13 protein-coding genes are annotated in these 21,140 nt (G+C 33.2%); 5 read left to right on the top strand and 8 right to left on the bottom strand.

Annotated elements, in window-relative coordinates:
- Positions 1–473: 473 nt before the first annotated feature.
- Positions 474–587, bottom strand: coding sequence for a hypothetical protein (locus IEV39_RS18600; RefSeq protein WP_264821945.1), 114 nt, complete (start codon positions 585–587; stop codon positions 474–476).
- Positions 588–863: 276 nt separating this feature from the next.
- Here IEV39_RS18600 and IEV39_RS05425 point away from each other — a divergent pair, with 276 nt between their 5' ends.
- Positions 864–1,838: a phage exclusion protein Lit family protein gene (locus IEV39_RS05425; protein ID WP_005285801.1), complete on the top strand. Its 975-nt coding sequence runs from the start codon at positions 864–866 to the stop codon at positions 1,836–1,838.
- A 524-nt stretch (positions 1,839–2,362) separates the two neighbouring features.
- Here the strand turns inward: IEV39_RS05425 and IEV39_RS05420 are convergent.
- Positions 2,363–2,599 (bottom strand): VF530 family protein, encoded by a 237-nt coding sequence (locus tag IEV39_RS05420; protein WP_005285802.1) that lies wholly within the window; start codon positions 2,597–2,599, stop codon positions 2,363–2,365.
- Between the two features lie 277 nt (positions 2,600–2,876).
- Here IEV39_RS05420 and IEV39_RS05415 point away from each other — a divergent pair, with 277 nt between their 5' ends.
- Complete coding sequence (locus IEV39_RS05415) at positions 2,877–3,623, top strand: hypothetical protein (RefSeq protein WP_005285804.1); 747 nt, start codon at positions 2,877–2,879, stop codon at positions 3,621–3,623.
- 139 nt (positions 3,624–3,762) lie between these two features.
- Entirely contained in the window at positions 3,763–4,308 is a 546-nt protein-coding gene (locus tag IEV39_RS05410) for a hypothetical protein (RefSeq protein ID WP_005285807.1), read from the top strand.
- Positions 4,309–4,682: 374 nt separating this feature from the next.
- Here IEV39_RS05410 and IEV39_RS18485 read toward each other — a convergent pair whose 3' ends face one another.
- Positions 4,683–10,547, bottom strand: a complete 5,865-nt coding sequence (locus IEV39_RS18485) for a dsDNA nuclease domain-containing protein (RefSeq protein WP_227554502.1) — start codon at positions 10,545–10,547, stop codon at positions 4,683–4,685.
- 943 nt (positions 10,548–11,490) lie between these two features.
- On the opposite strand from IEV39_RS18485, the gene IEV39_RS05400 reads away from it, so the two are divergent.
- Positions 11,491–12,099: a hypothetical protein gene (locus IEV39_RS05400; protein ID WP_005285814.1), complete on the top strand. Its 609-nt coding sequence runs from the start codon at positions 11,491–11,493 to the stop codon at positions 12,097–12,099.
- A gap of 274 nt (positions 12,100–12,373) precedes the next feature.
- Positions 12,374–12,847 (top strand): N-acetyltransferase, encoded by a 474-nt coding sequence (locus IEV39_RS05395; RefSeq protein ID WP_005285815.1) that lies wholly within the window; start codon positions 12,374–12,376, stop codon positions 12,845–12,847.
- A 158-nt stretch (positions 12,848–13,005) separates the two neighbouring features.
- Here the strand turns inward: IEV39_RS05395 and IEV39_RS05390 are convergent, their stop codons facing one another.
- The 5 genes from IEV39_RS05390 to IEV39_RS05370 all read right to left on the bottom strand — a co-directional run bounded on the left by IEV39_RS05390 (position 13,006) and on the right by IEV39_RS05370 (position 21,139).
- Positions 13,006–13,443 (bottom strand): hypothetical protein, encoded by a 438-nt coding sequence (locus IEV39_RS05390; protein WP_005285817.1) that lies wholly within the window; start codon positions 13,441–13,443, stop codon positions 13,006–13,008.
- A 1-nt stretch (position 13,444) separates the two neighbouring features.
- Positions 13,445–15,763 (bottom strand): hypothetical protein, encoded by a 2,319-nt coding sequence (locus IEV39_RS05385; RefSeq protein ID WP_005285819.1) that lies wholly within the window; start codon positions 15,761–15,763, stop codon positions 13,445–13,447.
- Positions 15,753–17,333 (bottom strand): site-specific integrase, encoded by a 1,581-nt coding sequence (locus IEV39_RS05380; protein WP_005285821.1) that lies wholly within the window; start codon positions 17,331–17,333, stop codon positions 15,753–15,755. Before IEV39_RS05380 ends, IEV39_RS05385 begins: the two co-directional genes overlap by 11 nt.
- A 6-nt stretch (positions 17,334–17,339) precedes the next feature.
- Entirely contained in the window at positions 17,340–18,662 is a 1,323-nt protein-coding gene (locus IEV39_RS05375) for a tyrosine-type recombinase/integrase (RefSeq protein ID WP_005285822.1), read from the bottom strand.
- 311 nt (positions 18,663–18,973) lie between these two features.
- Positions 18,974–21,139 (bottom strand): TonB-dependent siderophore receptor, encoded by a 2,166-nt coding sequence (locus IEV39_RS05370; protein WP_005285824.1) that lies wholly within the window; start codon positions 21,137–21,139, stop codon positions 18,974–18,976.
- Position 21,140: the final 1 nt, after the last annotated feature.

The following is a 21,140-nucleotide window of genomic DNA, read 5'->3' as shown; positions in this document are numbered from 1 at the left end:
TAAAGTTTTTATTTACCTAAAAATAATATGGAATGATTTTAATCTCTCCAAGCATCAGAATTTTTTTCTACTTTTAACTTTAAAATGTTTTTTGTAGTCCAATCATTAGCGCTTTAATGGTTTGTTCTTTCAGAGTAGTCGGATTTCCCCACGGGTACTCAGCGCAAGTCGATTTCTAGCTCAATCAACCTAATGATTGCCGAGCGATTTTCTGGATAGAAGATCATCCACAATATTCGGATGATCATTATATTTTGTAGAGAACTCTCAGGCAATTCCACAGTTAGAAGTTTATACGCGGGCAATTACCGAAGCGCAGTTACGTGGTGAAATCAGAGCTTGTGATCTGCCGAAATTAAAATGTTCTACACTGTAGTATTTTAGGTATTGCCTTAAGCTTGATTGGGATACCTGAACAAAGCTTTTCCAGACGTTATGCTTAAGGACTACTTTTATAGCACGCTTCCAATTCCTTAATTAAATCTAAAAAAATAACTTCCCAGATATGATGCAGTAATTGTCTTTAGTTGGAAAAAAGCGTGTAGAGCAGCAGGCATACAGTCTGCTTGAGCCACGATTTTACGCATGGATACGCCTTCGTAGCCATGTAATGCAAATAAGTCTTTAGCCGCCTGAATAATTACATTTCGACTAGCTTCAATTTGTTCTTGACTGCGCGGGGGCATCAGCTAACAATGTTGATAATCTTTTAGACTATGTGAACACAACATTAAAAGGCCCTGTAACAGGGCTTTTTTTTTGGCTCACTAGGTACTAGCTTCATTGACTTAACAACAGCGCCAAATCTTAGAATAAGAATCAGGCTTTTTAACAACACACACTTACAACAGGAGGGCTGAATTGTGGATACAACATCACCAATTGAAGTGCTATGGAATAATATTATTCACACCTTTGAGAACATTGATCCGAATTGGCTCGAAAATCACAAGAAAGCAGTAGCGAAAGGACTTGTAATACCTGAATTGGATTATGATTATTGTTGTGAAAACGGTCTAAAGCCACCATGCGCTGATCCAGAAAAACGCAATATTTACCTTCAGCAAGCTCATCTTGAACATTTATGGGCATTTATTTATTCAGTGCTTGTCGTGTATGAGGAGAGGGTGATTAACCCTATGCAAAAGGGTAATTTTGATGGTGAAATTAAAATCAATAATGCGTTGTTAGTAAGGGCAAATCAATTGTTTGACTGGTCCATTTCACTGTCGAACAAGGTGACACAGTGGGATACCAGTCTGCCAAATCCTGCTTATCATCACAATGACCGTGAAAAATTTTATGCGGAAAAAACCAATGGGCTATTTCAGTCTGCAGTGGCATATCTGCTCTATCATGAATATGCACACTTGGTTTTAGGTCATGATATTTACTTCTTGGGCAGAACCAAGGCTGATATGGAGAAACTGTCTGATGATGAGTGCAGTACGCTGATCCAACTTGAGCAGGAAGCTGATCTGTTTGCATTAAATCGGGTAAATGGTTCGACTGAAACGGACTGTGCTAAACTGGTTGGTGGGTTGCCCGTATTCATGACCATTTTTTCCTCGCTATTGATGGTTAAATACAAGAGCAATATTCAGCAAAAGCGTCATCCAGACTTGGATACACGTTTAGCTAATTTGCTTATTGAGTTGGATCTGAATGAGGACGAAAACAGTCACTATATCTATTACTACGGCTGCTACGCGATCATCATGTTCTTAAGGAAACACAAGATCTTTTTAAAGCCAGAGACCCATGATACCGCTGAAGAATATTTCCATGATCTGCTTGCCAAATTGGATGAGATTAAAAATCCAAAGGAAGAAGCATAATTACTCTAAAGGTATCATATATCGTAAACCTAGAACTCACGTTAGTACTCCAACTATCATTGCCGCAAATACTTTAGACAGACAGTTTAACCCAACTCAGCCCACATCAGTCAGGGTATTGCTTTGATTATTAAACGCATGAATAGATTCAGTTTTATTACTCATATCTAAGCACAAATAGATAGAAGTGAATTTGAAGAAAATTCGCTTCTAATATCTAAAATAAATTGACAAAGGACGGTAAGGAAATTAGTCTATATCAATATTAATACACTAAATAACAGGTGTTATTTACTGCATTTATGTCCACCTAGAATCTAATTCACAATTAAATCTATGTTTAATAAACAATAAATTTAATTACTTAGAGCATTAAAATTATAATTTATAAAATGTTTGGTTCATGAACCTAGCTATGAATGAATATTTTTCTACTAAAAAGGCCTTAAGAATAGACTAAATTTGTCTAGAAGAGTGGTGATAGTCCACCAACAATTAAAATGCTGAGGCTAGGGTTTTGATGACTACGATTTCTGTTTGGCTTTTTTGCGTAAGACATACAAATATAAGTTTTCTACTTTTTCACGTGTCCATGGTGTGGTACGCAAAAATCGCAATGATGATTTAACACTTGGATTTATACAAAAACATCTAATTTCAATTTTACGACTTAAGCCCTCAAAGCCACCGTAGTAATCCAATAACTCATCCAAAATGTCAGCAAGTTTTTTGCCATGTAAAGGGTCATTGGAGGTGTTCATAATAGATCAACCATATTTTGGAGGTCATTATTATAACCTGACCTAATTGGAAAATGAGAGGGTTGGAATTTAAACTTAATTAACATGGAAAATTACAGCTTATCTTCCTATGTACAACAGTGCTGATGCATAAAATATTTCAAATAATTAATAATTCAAAGAAAACTTTTTAATATATGCTACCGTTAAAAACCTACAAGAAAATGACCTCTTTCAAGTGTATCTCATTTAACATAAAATGAAGTTATGTGACTTCAGAATGACTTAAGAATTTAATATGACTGACCAGAAACTTAAGAGAATTATTCCAGCAATTTTTAGACAAAGTGAAATTCTTAATAGCTTACTTCCTCCAAAACCTAAAAACTACTCATCAGGTATGACCTTGGATATGTATGTTGGTGGTTTTTTTGGGTTTAAACATGAAGAATTATGCTCCGCTCATGTTGCTTCATATCTTCACTTATCTAAAGAGTTTGAACTATTTGATAAAAAAATTAAGAAATTACATGAAACAGCAGATAGTATAAAAAAAGATATGGGTGAAAATCCATCTCAAGAAGATATTGAGGGCTTTAATTATACTTACTATAAACAATTGGATGAATTTGTTTCACGTGAACATTTCTTAAATAGCGTGAAGTCTTTTACAGATCAACACTTTGTAATTGGATTATGGGTTTTAGTTGAACAAAATATAGCTAAACTATTAAATGTATATAAAGAAAAAACAGGAACAGTTTTTAAAATTCCATATAGTTGGAATGAAACTATACCCTTGTTAAGCTCTCTAGGGATAAATACAGATGAGAACTTACCAATTTATCAAAATATAAATGAACTTCGTGTATTAAATAATAAATTAAAACACTTGAATATGGTTGATAGTAAACTGTCTGAATTTCCTTACTTTCATGATAAGGAAGGTAAGGATTTAGACAAAATCACTTTAGAATTACAGCGCTATTCAGATAATGCTTTTGCGTTTATATATTTTATTGCTGAGCAACTTGTTGTTGAGTAAAAAAAGAGTCCACGTTATCTAATGGACTCTAGTCTGGTACTAAGCTGTAGCACCAACAGTGTTGTGTAGGCTACAGTCTTAGATATTCTATTTAACATAAAATGAAGTTATGCGACTTCAGAATGACTTGAGCTTTGAAATGCAATTAACCTTAGAACAACGTTCAAATTACATGCACGCATATTTAAATAACACATTACTTTGTGTTTATGCTTATTACACTAAGCTACAGGACTTTGCTGAAAATTTTGGGCAACGAAGCTACGAAGATGGGGTTTTACAAAAAACTCTTATCAACACCCAGCTTGATCACATTTATTTAAGATTAGCAAATTTAGCAGATCGTGATGAGCGTGTTTGTTCATTTCCACAATTGAAAGAAGCTGTTCTAGAAACTATTACAGACATTGAGCTACGTAATAAAATTGAAGAAAGTGCTCAAAATTTATATTCAAATCACTTAGAAAAACTTAACAAAGATGTTCGAAATCAATATGTAGCTCATATTGGACATGAGTTTGAGGGCGTTTGGTCATTATTTAAAGGTGACAAATATGATTTACCTCAAATTCTAACGGAAGTGTTAGATTATTATGATTTACTAACTCAAAAGAAAAATACATTTCCAACAAAATTTGGTAGCCATAATTTAGAATTTGATATGAGAGCCAAACTGTTTTCTTAATAATAAAAAGAGTCCACGCTATCTAATGGTGGACTCTTGTCTCAAATTTAAGACTTTTATCAAAAACTACTTCATCAATTCTTTGCTTTTGTTGTGAACAATCATCATGTGTAGCATGTCTTTCAATTGCTCTAGCTCTTTACTATCAAAGAGTTAAACTTCACGAAAGAGAATTTTAAGGTCGCCATTCAAACCTCATTCCTTTACGTTAAATAAAACGGTAATCCCCCCTAAAAACAATAGGAACTCAAAATAGATTCACCCAAGCCTTTGGAGTTTAAGTAACTATTTGGACTGTTGTTCAGCTAATTCCGTAAATATATTCAGCAAATATGGTATGTGATTTCATATTAAACCTACTTTCCATCAAATAATTAAATTACAATCGTTAATTCTTCAAATTGAAAGTCACTATACTTCCGTTCTTTTGAAGCAATACTTACCTTACATACATATTTAAATTCAGTTTCAGTATTTCCTATATATTGAAAATATTGTGGAGAAAGCAATGTGTAAGTCACACATTTGGGTTTCATTTTTGAAGGATATGACCTTTTCCATTCATCATTCCAATAACCTGATACTCCAAACTCCATATCATTTAAGAGATATTTAATAAGATTATCATCTGACTGACCTATAATTTTCATTTCAGTGTCAGGGATGATAGGGATGTATATACCTCTTGAATCCTGTTCAACAAACCAATGACCATATCTATGATAAGGGAAAGCTGTTCCAATAAAAGAAAAATTATCAGAAGTTGTAGTCTTAGATTTAAGATATCTGAATTCTAAATTTCTTTCTAATTCCAGGCCAATAGAAACTATTTGAGATCTTTCAGTTGCCTCATTTTTATCATTCATTATTGTGCAAGTGATATCTAAGTGCAAATTAGGACTAATTTCTATTGGGAAGGATAAAGCTCCCAGAACTTGACCTTTATTGCTTGTATTGCAAACTTGAATTAAATTTCTAAGATAATCTTTAAGAGATTCAATACTGTATTCGTCTTGTGAATTCCACTTTGTAAACCACGGTACTCTAAATGGTAAGAAACTTAAATATGATGTTTCAAGTGGCAAAGCTTTTATTGAATAGAAATTAGTATAGTCATTGGGCATTCCATAACGACGTTTAGCAACCTCAAATACTCTTAAATATGCAGATCTGGCTCTATGGCTATTTAATGTGTAAAACTGACCAGTGTTATCTCTTTCTAAAAAATATTGATATGTGTCATGAAGCCTAGGCTCATGAATAAATGTTTTGTTCCATTCATGCTGAAAATCTTCAGTCAAGGGAATAAAATATTTTTCTTCGAGATCTTCACAAGTACTTAAATACATAAGTGGAAATTCAGATCCAAGGTTTTTTCTGAAATTAGATTCTCTTTCAATCAAGCCCGAATCAATATCAAAGTTTCCTTGGTAATAACCGTAGTTGCAGTTTTTAGAGTCTATAGCATTCAATAATTGATCAGATAAACAAGATCTAGAAAAGACATATTCTCCGAGAACAATAGTTGGATGATAGCCTTTCTGACAAGCCATCCAAAATACACACAAAATTTCAACAACTTCAGATTCTAATTTCTTAGACTTCAAACTTTCTAATAATTTAGCTTCGACAATTTTTTGAGTGTCATTTACAGTTAACAAAGTAGACAGTTCACTTGCAGTCCATTGCTTAATACTCGTGAACGGCCACTGTAACCTAGTAACAAGTAAAGCTATAGCTATTTCATGTTCATCTAAATTCTCGTTCCAATTCCAACGTGGTATCTGCAAATTCAAATTCCGAGTTTCTTCTTTTAGAACCTCAATCATTACTTCAATAAATGATTTTGCTTCTTCTATACGATCAAGTTGTATTAGCAGATAAACTAATCGGGACGATGGAATCACAAGTCCTGTATTTAAGACCGTGTTATTCTGAGTAGATAGTTGGATGAAATCATCTGCTTTTTCTTTATATTCTTTAGCAACAATATCTAAACGTTTGAAAGTATGTTCAGTAGACTCAAACCAATGATTAAACCACCCCCCTTTATTTGATTGGGCTTTAACAAGAACGTCAAACGCAAAATTTTTCCCCCTAGTAGATTTCGCAATTTCATAGATAGGGTCAAGTAGTAAATTTTCATCTTTGTTTTGTAGATCATTATCTTTGATATAATTCCAAACATATTTAATGAAGTCAGATTTTTTTACTTTGGGTTTCCAATATTCCATCCATAGTAGTAAATGGTCTCTGTTTTTATAATCTGACTTAATCCATGTCAAAAAATCAGGAAATTTTTCTAAAGGAAAGTCCTCATAACTAATAGTATTGGGAATTTCATTTGTAGATGAATTTTCAGTCTTCTTAATATATTTAGGAAGATTTTCCATTCCATTGTGATCTAATGCGGTATTAATTAACTCTTTCGCACGGTCTACATTTGAATTATTTTGTAATGCATATAGATCATCTTGTGAAAGTCCAGTTCGGCACACTGACTCCCAAATGCAGGAAGATAAGTTTGGTAAATTACTTAGTATTTGATGAAAAGAATCTTCTGCATTATGCCAATCACCATTTCGTACTTCCCATTCAAATTTAGAAGTCAAACACGATAAATTAAGGCTGGATAAAAGTTTTGTATATTGAGGTAGAGCATGTCTAGTCTCTTTACCATCAGTATATTCCAAAATTTGTGTTACTTCTGAAGAGATTTTCTGTAAGTAGAAAAGAGCATCTCTTGGATTATTTTGAGATAGATACTCAATTGAATCAATTACTTCAAAAATACCCACATCTTTACGCCAACCATAACCTAAGATGAGATCCCAACATTGATAAGAATATCGCTTGATATATTCTGGTTTCTGATGAAGTAATGCGATTTTTGCTAAATTTGAAAAATAATCGCATCTTTCATTAGTCTCCTGAATCTCGTGAGCAAATTTTTTATTTATAATTTCAAATAAGTATTCGATAGTCTCATTATCGAAATACTTAATATTTTGCTCGGCATACCACTCAATAAACCAATAAATATTAAAATATTCTTTTTCTTCTACATCTTTAAAATTAGATAGGCTAATACTTTTTTTATTAATGATTAAATTTAGAGTTAAGCAAATCTCAAACCAATTGTTTTTAAATCTGTTTAACTCTCCTTCATCTTTATAGTTTTCATGAATAGGAAGATCTGAGCTATTTAATAATGAATATATTTCTATAAATTTAATTTCTTGATTATATTCAATAATTTTTACGATATGATCACCCATTTCAACTAATAAGTTATATAGAGGGGCTTTTACAGAATTACTATAACTTAATATAGAAAGATGGCAGAAACTTCCTTGAGATGCTAAGTGTTGGAAGAAGTTCTCAAAAAAGTAATCTTTATAATTAAAGACTAGTTGATCACTTTTAAATATTAGATAGTGTTCTTCATCTTCATCTTCATCTTCATCTTCATCTTCATCTTCATCTTCATCTTCATCTTCATCTTCATCTTCATCTTCATCTTCATCTTCATCTTCATCTTCATCTTCATCTTCATCTTCATCTTCATCTTCATCTTCGCCAATTAAATAACTTTGCTTGAATAAATTATTTTCTAAAATTTTAACAACTTTTCCTAGAGAAGATGCCTCAAACAACTCTTCATTTTCTAAACATCCAAGTTCAACTTCTTCAATAGAACCTAGAATTATTATTTGCTCTGCTAACATCTTCTGGATGTCTTCATTCTCTACTACATTAAAAACATCTATCAATTGTTCAAAGTTATTACTCAAACAATTAGTCTGACATAAGAGGGTTATCCATTCCTCATCCCATTTTTTAATTTTATCTTTTTGAATGAGGCTATTTATATAAACTTCATCACATAAAATTTTAGCAGCAAGTGTGAGACGAATATTTTGATTATAAATTTCATCATGTTCATGACCATTATATAATCGCTCCTCACTAAGGAATCTTTTAAAACATAGATTTGCAGTTGATAAAGCTTGAGGCTTTTCATTTCTATACCATAAGGCTATAGATAAAATTGCCAAACCAGCCACTGAAAGCTGATGATGTAAAGAAATTAACTCATTGATTGCAGATTGAGGAGCAGTTGTTAGAAAAATAATTTTTAACTGGTTAAAATCAGTTAGTTGATATTGAGGACCGTTTAATAAACGTGTTTTTATCGATCTATGTTTGTATGCCTCAGCATACTGTCGTTCTTTAAAAGCAACCGTTTCAGCTTGTGTTAGTAAGTCGATAAAAATTTGGGGATCATAACCCTCTACTAATCGCTTGATAATCCAATCACGTGTTAGGCCACTTCTTAAAGGATTAGTATTACCAAGTAAAGCATGGCAATGCCATAACCATCTCTGTTTTAATGACTCAGGTGCATCATACTCAAGCCAACTGCATAGAGGTAACAATAATGATTCAATGATTTCATCATGGTTATCTCTACTTTTGACAAAAACACTCAAGCTTTCATGAAATGGCCTTAAACCAGATAAAGATTCATGTAGTAAAAAAATGACTGAATTTATATCTAACAATGAATCAGAAAAAATTTTATTAAAAGTAGTTCTCGGCCAGAAAAAATTAAAATTCACAATAAGATGTAGTATATTTTTTTGCTTATGATTTAGCGTATGCCAAATCGATAGATAATACTCTTCGATATTCCCACCACTATGCATAGGAAGCTTATTGATTTGCCATTCATTAATAGGAAGTAGGTTAGTTCTTAGATATTCACAAGTATAGATCAGTTGTAACGGATAACCATGTGTAGAATTTAATAGTGCTGAAGAAGCTTTAGCTATGATTTCATCTTTATTTCTAGAATCATTGGTTATTAATGCTCCATCTTTTATTCTTTTAGTTACATAAGCTAAAATGGCATTCCCAGACATAGGGGGAAGGTAAGTCCAGTTTTTCTTAGGACATAGAGTTAAAAGTTTTTTTGGTAGATATTCATCATCTACAGGTTGCGTACCAACAATAATTTTAAGATTATCTGGTAATGGCAATAGTGTTTTAAAAAGTTCATCTAATGGGTTGATGTTTCTATTATTATCTCGCCAAACATGATCCAAACCATCAATAATAAGTATAAAAGGTTTTCCAATTTTTTTATAGTGACTTCCACATCTCTCAAGAATATTAGTTAAATGTTCAGGTTGTTCATGAGATGAAATATTAATTTTATGATGAAATTGTCTGATTTGTGTGTAAAGGGATTCAGAAATAACTCTTAAAGAAAGTCTATCCTGTGTTCTATCACGGGTAGAAATAAAATAATGATGTCTGATATAGGGAATTTTCTTATCTTCTAATTCATTACAAAGATAACTCAGATATGTACTTTTACCTAAGCCCGGGCTACCAGTTAGAACATGTATATTCGTTTTTGCTTCACCAATTATTTCACTAACAAAATTTTCATGAAAACTTTGATCTGGCAACACATAATCATCTGAAATATAAAAACTCTGAGGTATAGGTTCAGGTCTTTTTGTATAGATAATTGAACGTAATATCTCTAAAGTAATCCAACCTTGGGGTGCTGGATAATTTTGAATTGTTGCCCATTTCTTAGCCTCATATAAGAGGCGTAAACATCCTATTTCATCACTAACTTTCATTAGAGAATCTTGTACCTGATTTTCGAGTACTAAATATATGGGATCATCATAAGCAACTTTTAAATTCTCAATAAAAGTTTTAGCTTCACCTTTACTACCTAACTGCGTTATGATCTCGTCCTGAATATTTTTAGGTATTAATTCAAATTGAAGATAGGGAGTTTCTTGAAAACAAGGCTCTACGTCTCGTGCAAGACGCTTGTTTGTTACTAAATTGATTGAATTTATTTGATCTAATGGTATCCGTTTGTAGGCATCATATATTTTTCTTAAAATACTTTTTGAACGTTCCGTCTTTCCTGACTTTTTAAGAATCCAATCCCAAGAAAATTCGTTTTCTTCTTTTTCTGGAGAAGGTGAATATTTGACTTGATAGTAGTCATATTTATTATCTTTTCTGACACAAATTACGTCATCTAATGCCTGCGGGGTATCGTCAGTATCATCAGTCGCTTCAAATAAAACCTTCTGGTATTTGTCTGGGAAATTCAACCAGTCAGCAAGAATACTTATGCCGAATAAAGTTTGATAATCATAGCCTTTATATGTAATCGCAGTACTTTTAATATTATCTTTTGACATAAGCTTATAGATTTCATAAGTATTTTATCTATTGTATATCCTAAAGTTCAAACTTAGTTAAGAGAAAATATGATTGAGTAAATATTAATCAAAAAATTGGATCTTTAGTTAATTATCGTGTTCTAAAAAACTATCAACGACTTCATAGCATTCACTTTTACTTGAAAGTTACTAATTTCTCTGCTTTTTATTGCTTTAACTTGTTCAATTTGAAACTGGATATCAGGAAATTGTCCTTTTAAATCTTCCAATGCTTTAACTTCCCCATGTTTTTGGAATCTACTTGTGATTCCTTCTCCAACTAGCGTTAGTCGCGAAAATCTAGAATATCTAGATCAAGAAAAGAATTTTGCTCAGTTAACTCTTCTGACAGTTATTGAAATGTTTTTTGAAGGGCATAACTATGTTTGAGATAATACAAGGCCGTAACTAATTGTCTAGATTTTAGTGCAGGTAAAATTGACTAAAACGTTAGATGAAATTAATATGGGCTCGCTGGCCTACATTGCCAGTCGGTTTTGACAGACCGTTGATCCAGCACAGAAAATAGCTCGCCTATTTTTTGTGGACCTTCTCGTCCCCCTTTTATCTTTATGGTAGGACAGAAGGGGGACACCTTCGGGTGTGCTGGTTCCTTGGATCCCAGTCTGTCAACCCTCTTTTGTTCTGCCACCATTATTTGACAGTGATATGGCAGAACTTCTTAAGATTCAAGGAGCTTCACATGTTGTATCTATCTTTTCTGATTTTTGGCTCACCCCATGTTCAACCTTGTTGTAATTTTCAACGAGGGCTTGACGGCTAATCTTATTATTCGTCTCTATTAAAACATCATTTTTACAAGAACAATCCAACGGTGGATGGCTAAGTCACGCCTATAAAAAATAGAACTTTTTATATCTGCTGGTGATTGTGAATTGCATTGAATATGCGGGAAACAACCATGACTGAATTAACGAAACCTAAAATCATTCCAATCGAAAACCGTCCACAGAAATCCAAACTATTTTTAAAATGTGTAGTTTTGCCAATTGTGATCTTTCTGATTGTTGCCAAAATCTTTTCTTTTGGTGCTTTCGCTTATATCTTCTTTGGCTTTGACCTGTTTTGGTTTGTGATCATTTACTATCTCTATCAATATGGAAATACATATTTTGATGGGATGACCGAGCAACTGAAACGCCAAGGGGAAACTTTTAACTATCAAAATCGTGGTGTCTGGATTAATAGTCAGGACAAAACCATCATCCTGTTTGATCAGCCGGATCAACGCCTAGTCAAATATTCTTTTGACTACATTACCTCTGTAGGACATTACAACTTGGTTGAAGATCGCTTCAGAACTACGACCACTGTGATCAGTAATCCGATGATGGGAATTCATGTTAATCAGCAAGAGCATCGGACACCGATGAAACGAGAGTTTCAAGTCAATATCGGCACACGAGATCCATTCAAATCAAATTACAGTCTAAAAGTACTATTTCCTTGGCGTAGTCCACAAATGGCCAGTGAAATCCGTCAGCTGCTTTCAGCTGAACATTATCAATAATCGATGTGAAGCGATTAAAAAATCAATAAATATTTTACACGAGCACTTCTTGCGGGCAGCAAAAGCCCGTAGAAGATGCAAGGATCATTAAAATGAAATTTCGATTTAAACAATTACTGATCAGCAGTACGACATTGTTGCTGATGCAGTGCGTGGTTGTACGAGGTACCGCCTTACCTGTTTATGTCTATAAAGTTGCAAAGAGCTGGAAGCATAATTCTAGAAGAAGACATCAGTATCATAAACAAGATATAAAGAAAGGACTTATTGTATTATGAATAATAATATTGTGAATGATGATACTGAACGGAATGCTATTTCAGAAACTCTGGAAAGCTTCCTTGTTGATAGGCTTAAATACTCAAAGAAAAAAACTCATTTTACTATAAGGGAGTTGGACGGAAAAACTAAATGTTTCACAAGTTTTTTTGCAGGGAGGTCATCAATTGGAAAACCTAATGAATTTTATATTCGATTTGGAGAGCATGGTTATAAGAAGGCTAACAGCAAATATATTATTGTTGCCCGACTATCATTTCATCATAGAAATAAAGGACATGGAACAGCCTTTCTTAAATATTTATGCTTATTTGGTGAAAAATTTGGTTATGAGTTTTTAGAAATAGAATGTCCTAATTCTGATTGCAGGGCATTCATGAAAAAAATAGGCTTTAAGGATCAGCTGTACCTTCCAATTTTAGAACTGAAGCAATCTATTCAAACATATGAAGCTCAAAAATCAACTTGAATAGAAAACAAAAAATAAGCTTTAGATTTTCATTATTTGTAATAAATTGGCTTTGTTACACAAATCTATTTTAGAAGAAATCTTCAGCCTTTGTTGGTTTAGTTCATATTCAAATAGACTTTTAGTGTGTCATTGAACAACGTTATTCACCAAATAAATTATTTATTTTCTAAATATTTCTTCAACAAATGTGGTGCCAAAAGATGATCTACTTTTAAGTTCGTTCTTAGTTTTACTTCTTCGATAATATTTATAAGTGTTTCTGTATTCTGATGAAGTTGTGATTCCAAATTATCAATCTGTATGCGTAAATTTTTATTGGTATCAGTAAGAGCCTGTCTTGTCTTTTTATTCACATAAAGTTGCTGCTCTTTAGTCTTCAGGTACAGTGGCGAAATCTGCTCAGATACATACAGAGATATGAGCTTCTTCCGTTCCGCTGAACTTAAAGTACTTAACCCACCTGATATATACCCCTTAGCTGTTAAGCGACTATGAAGAACTTTATGTGAAATAGGGGATTTCTCAAAACCTTCAACCAACATCATTTGTAATTCTTGTTCGATAACTTCATCCAATTGTTTACCACGTAACATATCAAGCTTCCTTAGTTTCAATTTTTTGCTGTTCTATAGCGAATAGTTCACTTAAGGTTGTTGGTAATTTAGTGATCGTATCACCATAAGGAAAAATAGGAATAGGAGTTAAACTATTCTGTCTATTAAGTGCTTTTGTCTTTAAGTCACTTAAAAAAAGTATTTTTTGACGTAAATCCTCAAGCATTTCGCTATAAGATAGATCATGAACTACTATTTTCTCTATATGTGAAAATTCGCCAAGTAATTTATCTAACGTATGCTGCAAGGCTTGTAATTCTCCTTTACGACCAGTCAATGCAAAGTTTCCACATTGATCACCTGATTGGCAGGATAGACGTTTAGGGCAATCATGGACTGCTATTTCACGCATACAGCCGCCAAAAGGTAAGGGATGTAAATTTCCATGACGCTGGACTAACTCTTCTGCATCTTTTTCATTAGTCTTCGTTAATTCATTGAACGATTGAGTGATGTCTTCAAAGTATTCATCAAAGAATGATTTTTTAATGTAATTAGCAACTTCATTCTTTGAATCAAAAGACTGTAAATTCATTTTGATATTGTTTTCCAGGTCTAATTTCTCTGAAAAAAACATTAACCCATCTTTTTTAATGGTATCGACTGGAGGCTCTATTTTGACTTCTTGTGTATTTTTTCTATAACTTTCTAGTTGATATTTTTCTAAAACACTTGTTGCTATTTTACGTTGCTTTAAAGCTAGATGATGATAATATTGATTTTGCTTTATATCAACACGTCCCATAAGCATGGCTTGCAAATGTTCAGACAAACCACTGAGGGCCAAAAAAGTATTAATATTATGCCGTGGAATATGAGAACCTAACCTAGAATATTCTTTATCATTTTCTAGTAAATTATACTTCTGAAATATTGACAGGCTTTCACCACCGCCTAAAAAGTTATTTATATTTATAGTTTGAAAAGGAATTACATTAGCTTTAAAGCTAAAAAATCTTTTTAATGAAGTTGATTTAAATTCATGAATAAAAAGTAAATCTTCAAAAGCAATTTTTTCTATTCTTCCTTCATAGTTAAATACATGATCTATTGGAAACTCAGAATCATAATTTGCTATATTTTTTATAAATTCATTTATGTCTTTCTTTAAATAATACTTATCAGTTTTGTTGTTTTTTTTGACATAAACTTCTTTAAAAATTGGAATATTTTTAGCAGCCGTAGTAATGTAGCTTCTGGTTTTTTTATGAATTGCAATATTAAAAATTGAACCGACAAAATCGTCTAACTCAATAAAATCTTCTCTAATCTCATCAATTAGTTTGGGTAAAAAATCAGAGCAATTTTTTGATCTAATATATTGAAGATGCTCTCTAGACTCTTTTGTTAGTTCTATCACCGATTGAAAAATTGTTTCAACAAGGCTTACAGCTAGTGGCTCAACCCAATGTATTCTAAATCCTGCACCTTTTGCTCCATGATATTGAATCCCTAATGTATATTGCTTGATACCATCTAAAGTTAATTGTTCTTTAGTTATTGGATCTAGTAGAGGCTGTTTAATCAATGCATCTGTTTTTAAAAGAAGTACTTCTGTTGATCTCATACCCGTAACTATAAGTAATAATAAAAAGTTAAGAATGATTTTCTCGCTATTTCTTTCGCATAAATTTATTAGTGAGGCAATATTGATAAATGTACGGATAGAAATGAGTTTTTCCTTATCAATATCATCCTCATCTAATTCCAACTGGTCTATTAATGCTTTTGTTTTCTTTGCATTTGGTGTTCTATTTTTTGCATTTATATATAGATATTTTTGAGAAAATTCCAATGTTTTTTCGGTAAAAGCATAGTGATTTAGCATTTCTTGTAATCTAAGATACGTACCCGCATGATCAGGAAGGTTTGTTTTGCTCGAGTTTTCAGCTAGTACTTTAAATGAGTTTTCTAAAGTTAATGTGGATAAGAAGCAGGGGTGAGTGTTCACTGGATTCGTTTTACATAATTCACTATACCAACGCTTGAGCACCAGAACTTCGGCATATAATTTTTGTGGTGAAGTTTTTGAATTAGCTTTTCTATAACTAAGAACCATTATGGCTTTAATGAACTCTTGGTATGTTATATCTATTGAAAGATCTTCAATGCCTTTCATCCTTTTCGTTGTTTGAAATGAAAAGTGTGTTTTTCCACTACGTGAAAGTAACCAGCCTGAACCAATAGTACCTCCAGCCCATTCCGGATCACTCCATAACCATTTAAACTTTGGTTTGATATTTTCCTCAAAAAAAACTTTCTGTTCTTCTATAAAAGCTTGATATTTTTCAAGATTCATAAATATCACCCTTGTGTATTGCACAACGAGCAATTACGGATTCAATTTCAAATTTAGTTGATTCATGAACTCTAATCAATGGATTCCTAGATACACCTATACCATCAGATAGTTTAATTAAATCATTAATTTCGTTTTGAATATCTTCTAAAACTTTGCTGTGATTAGCATCGATAAAGGGATGAAAATACATACAACCGTAACAGTTCCGAACAGGCTGGAATAAACACTTTTCTACATAAGAGCACCCACCAATATCGTAATGAATTGTACTACCAAGATTACCTAAAACCTTTTTTTGGTTCCAATCTTTCTTATAAACTAGTCTTCCTGTGAGGAGTATAGCGATCATTTGTCTGTATAAAGAATTTTTGCCAAGCGCCTGTGCTCTAATTTGTGCTAATTCTGGCGTAGAAAAAATATAATGCCTAGCGGTTACAAGAGAAGAATGGCCTAAGATATATGCTATTTCTTCAGCTGAAGATCCTGCCATGGCTAGACTATATCCAACATGATGCCTAAAATCAGAATAAGAATACTTTTGTCTTATCATTTCACCCGCCTGAACAGCATCTCTATAATTTTCTGGGGAAAAATCGAATAACTGTGTATTAATAGCATTTGAGCAGAAACGAGCAGAATTTTCGCCAAGATCAAATAGCTTATCATTTGGATTTAACTTAAATCTTTTAATATAGGCGAAAATAATTTCAGCTATTTCTTCTGGTAATTTTACAGATATTTTTTCATGTACATATCTTGCTTGCTTTGCATAAGGGATTAGTATGCTATAGCGCTGGAAATTATCTATTTCACGAGTCGTATCTATTTTAAGGTTTTCTACTGATAATTTAGCTAATTGTACAGGTCTCAGTCCTGTAACATACACTAATCCTAGTATTGATGAGTATAGAAGTGTTTGATTAGTTATGTTTTTTCTAGATTTATCTATTTCCTTAATTAACTTAGAAAAACCTTGTTGAATCATAGAGATAAGGGCATAATCAATACAATCCTCATATTCTTGATAGAATAATTTTGAATTAAAAGACTTAGGTCTAGGAATAAACTCTAGTTCATAATCATCAGCAATATCAAAATGCGGAAAGTCTTCTACTATTAAGAGTTTCAATAAAAATTTAGTATGAGAACATGTGTTATAATTTTTTTCTTGTTTTACAAATTCAATCAATGTTTTTTTTAAATTTTCATAACTAAAAACTAACTTATTTTTTTTTAAATATTTAATTAAGAATCGAAAAGAATAAAATATATTACTCAAATTAGATGGTGTGTTCTTTTGAATGTACATTATAAGGAAAAATTTAGCTAATATAACCTCACTTTCATAAAGGGCTGAAAAATCTATTTTTTCTTTTGTTCCAGAATAATGGAAATGCCAAGTGTTATCTGTTGAAATTATAAATTTATCATCAAATTTATCAGCAGTTAAAAATTTGACAATCTTAGGTAATTTTTTATCAATACTTTGAAGGGCTGTCAGCTGTTTCTCATTAAAAATTGAAACAGGAAGAAATTCCTGTTCTGTAAAAAGGTCAAATTGCACCATTTTTTATCATTCCAATAATTCTTCAGATATACGTTTTAAATTTAAGAGGTTTGCACTATCTACAATAAAGCGTTTAGCGTAATAGCTTGGCATTATGCTATTAGCACTCCAACCCCCTAATACACGCAGATCTTCTTGGGCTTGTTGCATATTTTCGTCATTGTCGATTAGACCTTTAGCTTGATACTTTTTTATTGCAAAAGCTAATGTGATATAAGCCCAGGTATGTCGGCAAACATGAGGCGTGATCTTGTGGATAGAATCAACCTTATTGTTATCAAAATATATAGGATGTAAGTACCTGAAGACTTTATCAATTTTGTTAAAAATTATATTAATTGCAGAGTAACTTAATGGGGAGTAGGGTGGTTTCAAAGAGGTAAACAAGATATCAGATTCACCACAACTCCTTATGTAATTGATATACATAACTAAAAAATTATAATCCTTTTTATTCAACTTTATAACTCTATATGACTGTTCATTTTTAATACTTGGCTTTCTCATCCTAGTATCATTTTCATCATCAGTATTTGTAACTATAAGGCTATAAGAATCAGAATTAATTGATTTTTTAATTGATTTCTCTGTCAATAACATTAGCTCACCAACTCTCAATCCGTAATTCAGCATGAGATGTATGATTAAGAAATTACGAAGCTGATGTGGTTGAGTTGAAAAAGGATTGTTAGGATTAGTTTTGTTTTTTTGATCTGGCCGAATTACTTCATAAAGACTAGCAACCATATCATTGCTTAAGCTTTTAAAACTATGATTTATAGTGTTTTTTACAGTTAAGCTTCGTTGAGAAAACTTTCCAAATATCTTTTTTTTATTCAATAAGAATCTATCTATTTTTTTCCTATGGTTCGTTATTTCTTTAATCGTAAGGTCCTGATTTCTAATATTCCAATACTCATCTAAGAGAAAAACAAAGAACTTAATTACAGACCTCAGACGTTGTGTAATAGTCTTATAGTTGACATCAGTATTTGATCTAAGTCGAATCAAATTCATTTCTAATTTTTTATTATTTTCTAGAAAAACAATAAAATTATCTATTTCATACACATAGACTTCAGGAGTGTATCCAGAAGAAAAAAATGACTCACAGAACAAAGTTGAATATTTTAAAAACCAGAATTCATACCAAAGCTTTATTGCGAGCATATCAGATTGTTGCGTAGCAAAACTTTGAAATCTTAAAGCAGTTAAGGAATAGAGTAGCGGATAAAGACATGGCGAAGTGGTAGTGGTATCAAACAGCAAGACTATCCGATTTTGAATAAACTTCTTTTTTGAAAGCTGAATTGTTTTTATGAAAAGCATGAGCTGTTTGTAAACTTTGTGAAGTATTTAAGATATAAACATAACTAAAAAAAGTCTGTTTTAATTTGTACTGTAAGTAACTGAATTATAGTTGAGGGAACAAGTTTATGAACTTAATGCCACCTGTATCAAATTTAACATAATATACATTATGCGAAATAATATTAATTTATTAAGACCACGACTTGTTCCTCACCAAACTTCAGTTTTGCAGCTTAAAATGTTCTTATACGAATCTAAATAAAACGGCGTAAACTTAAATGACTTAGAGTTTACACCGTGAAGTATCTTTCTAGCTTTTCTATCTCAAGTTAAAAATTAACAGTCCATGACAGCTGTGCTGTACGTGGCGCACCTAGGAATAAATAATTATCCCCAAGAAAATTGCCGACATCGCGCCAGTATTTCTTATTGAATACGTTGTCTACATTCAATCTCAGTGTGTTGTCATAACCATAGGCATGAAAATTATATGCTGCACCAGCATCAAATACGCTATAACCTGACACCTTCACTGTACCGGTTTTATTGGCATATTTACTGCTGCTGTACTGCATACCTGCCAATAAACGTAATCCATCAATTTGCGGCACTTGATACGATAAATGGCTGGCAAAACGTACATCTGGTACATTTTGAGTCTGGTGTCCTTTATATTCAGCTACTTGAACATCTGTGAGTCGTGAACGTGTCAATGCCAGACTTGAGGTAATATCCAGATTATCACTTAAACGGCCTTGCAAGCCGAGTTCCAATCCCAGGTTGTGCTGTTTACCTTCAGCCACATAGTTATTGGCTGCATTGGTATACTGATTGTCCTGTTTTAAATCAAATATTGCTGCGGTAAAAAGTAAATCCTGCCATTGTTGTTTAATACCCAGTTCATATTGAGCTGAATGGATTGGCGCTAGCGTTACAGATGTATTGGCGGCAGATGCCGGCGCTTGGCCACCATCACTTAAACCTTTGGCATAAGACGCATAGACATGTGTATCTTCCCAAGGCTGATACATCACTGCAACTTGCGGTAAGAAACGGTTAAAATCGGTCTCCCGAATGCGGGAACCATCTGCTTTGTAGGCATTTTCATCTAAATGTAGCAGCTTTCCACCCGCTAAAACTGACCAAGCTGTATTGAAATCAATCTGGTCGATCAGCGTTAATGCGGTTTGCTGGCTTTGTAAGGATTTATAGTGATTACCCAAACGCTTATCAGTGGGTTGATACGCTACGCTATCCTGATAAATATTGCCTGAACCAACCATTTCATTTATTGGATCATATTGCGAATGACGTTTAGCTGTATGTGACAATTCTGCACTAAGGTTGTGTAGCCATGCACCGGTCTTAAATTTACCGTTTATGCCTGCCTTAAATTGATTAGTGAGATAGCTGTCATCTGGGTTGCGAAAGTCATAAATATCGTAATTACCATTCGGGTCAAAACTATTACCTTGCGTCTGACAAGTTTCACGATAACACCCCCAGGCAAAGGATGAATAATCATCGACCACCACACGGCTTTGTGAAGCACTTAAATACGATGTCCAACTATCATTGATCTGATAAGTATATTTTAATCCGGTATTTAAGCTGTCACTGCTTATAGGTTTACTCCAGCTTTGATAACCCAGTAAACGATCCCATTTCACACCATCGGGTACGGCGTTGCCACCCAATAATTGATAACCTGGTACAGAACGCTGACGCTGATGCTGTGATTCAAGATCAAATTCGAGCTTGGAACGATCAGAGATGTTCCAGTCTAAAGCGACGGAGCCAAATAAACGACGTCCATTGGCATGTTCCACATAAGGATGAATTTCTTCACTGGCCAGATTAATCCGGTAACCCAATTGTTGCTGCTCACCCAACAGTCCACCCAGATCTGTTGCGATACGATAGCCCCCTTCACTATCTGCACCCACGGTCACTGACCGTATATCTTTAGGTCGTTTAGTGACGTAATTGACCACACCACCGGGTGTTGACATGCCACTTTGAATCGCACTGATTCCTTTGAGGATTTCGACCTGTTGTTTATTTTCAAGCGCTACATTCTGCTCACCGCGAATCACATTGCCATTGAGCAAATAACTTGAACCCAGATTCAGGGCAAAACCACGCATCACAAAGTTTGGATAATAGCCAATCGGTGCATAGCCGTCCCCTACTGCTGCATCATTCTTTACCACATCGGTGAGTGTTTTTGCATGTTGATCTGCAATACGTTCAGCCGTAATGGTACTGATTGATGCAGGTATTTCAGCCAGATGGTGTTGATTAAAACCGGTTAAATTGACTTGTGGCTGATAATAAGTATTTTCTGCAGCCTGAGCATTGACAGTAATGGTGGCAAGCCGAGTAGCTTCACTTTCAGTTTCGGCCTGTGTCGCTGTGGAAATCAGTCCTAGACAGGAAAATGAGCCAACGGCCAGTAACGCTGTTTGTAAACGAGAAAATGGAAAGGTTTTCACA

The organism is Acinetobacter courvalinii (genome assembly GCF_014635545.1).
GTDB lineage: Bacteria > Pseudomonadota > Gammaproteobacteria > Pseudomonadales > Moraxellaceae > Acinetobacter > Acinetobacter courvalinii.
This window is presented reverse-complemented; position numbering and strand designations above follow the sequence as displayed.

Bases quoted from the DNA above. Each gene is read 5' to 3' on its own strand.
- IEV39_RS05410 (WP_005285807.1), top strand. From the start codon at position 3,763: ATGCAATTAACCTTAGAACAACGTTCAAATTACATGCACGCATATTTA.
- IEV39_RS05415 (WP_005285804.1), top strand. From the start codon at position 2,877: ATGACTGACCAGAAACTTAAGAGAATTATTCCAGCAATTTTTAGACAA.
- IEV39_RS05390 (WP_005285817.1), bottom strand. From the start codon at position 13,443: ATGTTACGTGGTAAACAATTGGATGAAGTTATCGAACAAGAATTACAA.
- IEV39_RS05400 (WP_005285814.1), top strand. From the start codon at position 11,491: ATGACTGAATTAACGAAACCTAAAATCATTCCAATCGAAAACCGTCCA.
- IEV39_RS18485 (WP_227554502.1), bottom strand. From the start codon at position 10,547: ATGTCAAAAGATAATATTAAAAGTACTGCGATTACATATAAAGGCTAT.
- IEV39_RS05380 (WP_005285821.1), bottom strand. From the start codon at position 17,333: ATGGTGCAATTTGACCTTTTTACAGAACAGGAATTTCTTCCTGTTTCA.
- IEV39_RS05385 (WP_005285819.1), bottom strand. From the start codon at position 15,763: ATGAATCTTGAAAAATATCAAGCTTTTATAGAAGAACAGAAAGTTTTT.
- IEV39_RS05420 (WP_005285802.1), bottom strand. From the start codon at position 2,599: ATGAACACCTCCAATGACCCTTTACATGGCAAAAAACTTGCTGACATT.
- IEV39_RS05395 (WP_005285815.1), top strand. From the start codon at position 12,374: ATGAATAATAATATTGTGAATGATGATACTGAACGGAATGCTATTTCA.
- IEV39_RS18600 (WP_264821945.1), bottom strand. From the start codon at position 587: ATGCGTAAAATCGTGGCTCAAGCAGACTGTATGCCTGCTGCTCTACAC.
- IEV39_RS05375 (WP_005285822.1), bottom strand. From the start codon at position 18,662: ATGCTTTTCATAAAAACAATTCAGCTTTCAAAAAAGAAGTTTATTCAA.